1 protein-coding gene is annotated in these 943 nt (G+C 73.3%); it reads right to left on the bottom strand.

Annotated features, from left to right (window positions below; genetic code table 11):
* Window positions 1-943, bottom strand: a 943-nt coding sequence (locus E1298_RS47255; protein ID WP_243726287.1) for a site-2 protease family protein, incomplete at both ends; no start/stop codon positions are given.

Raw genomic sequence — 943 nt, 5'->3', positions numbered from 1 at the left:
CGGCCTTCTCGCTGACGAGGCCGCGGGGCCTGCCGTCGTGGTCGACGATGACGAGGGCGCCGGCGTGGTCCTCGTGGGCGCGGCGGATGGCTTCGGCGAGGGGGACGTCGGCGGTGACGAGGGTGGCGCGGCGGGCGAGGCTGCGGGCCGACAGCAGGGGGATGCGGTCGCGGACGCGTTCGGCGCGGATGGCCTGGGTGGCGCCGACCCAGATGAAGGAGGCGACGAGGGCGGACCACAGGAGGGCGAGCCAGCCGAAGCCTCCGGTGTCGCCGTCGGTGCGGTAGGTGGCGAGGAAGGCGCCGGCGACGAGGCAGGCGATGGCGACGCCGCGTCCGATCCAGCCGGCGACGAGGGCGCCGCTGCGGCTGTGGCCGGTGGCCTTCCAGACGGCGGCGCGGACGAGGCGTCCGCCGTCGAGGGGCAGGCCGGGCAGGAGGTTGAAGACGCCGACGAGGAGGTTGGCGAAGGTGAGGGCCTCCAGGAGCAGGAGGGCGACTTCGGGGAGGGTGAGGACGGCGTGGAGGAACAGGCCGAGTCCGGCCAGGACGAGGTTGACGAGGGGGCCGGCGAAGGCGATGAGGAATTCGCGTCCGGGGGTGGGGGCCTCGCGTTCGATGGAGGTCTCGCCGCCGAGGATGTGCAGGGTGACGGAGCGGACGGGCAGGCCGAGGACGCGGGCGGTGACGGCGTGGCTGAGTTCGTGGACGAACACCGAGGCGTACAGCAGGACGGCGTAGGCGAAGGCGACGATGTAGCTCATGGGGCGGTCGAGGACGTCGTTGACCTGGCCTTCGAACATGACGGTGACGAGGACGGCCACCAGGAACCAGCTGGGCGAGACGAAGACGGGCACGCCGAAGGGGCGGCCCATGAACAGTCCTGGCCGTCCGGCCGGGGTGTCGTCGGGGCCGGGGTCGCCGGCGGGCGTCTTGCCCTGGGT

The organism is Actinomadura rubrisoli (assembly GCF_004349215.1).
Lineage (GTDB): Bacteria > Actinomycetota > Actinomycetes > Streptosporangiales > Streptosporangiaceae > Spirillospora > Spirillospora rubrisoli.
Note: the sequence above shows the minus strand (reverse complement) of the source record. Positions and strands in the feature narration are given on the sequence as shown.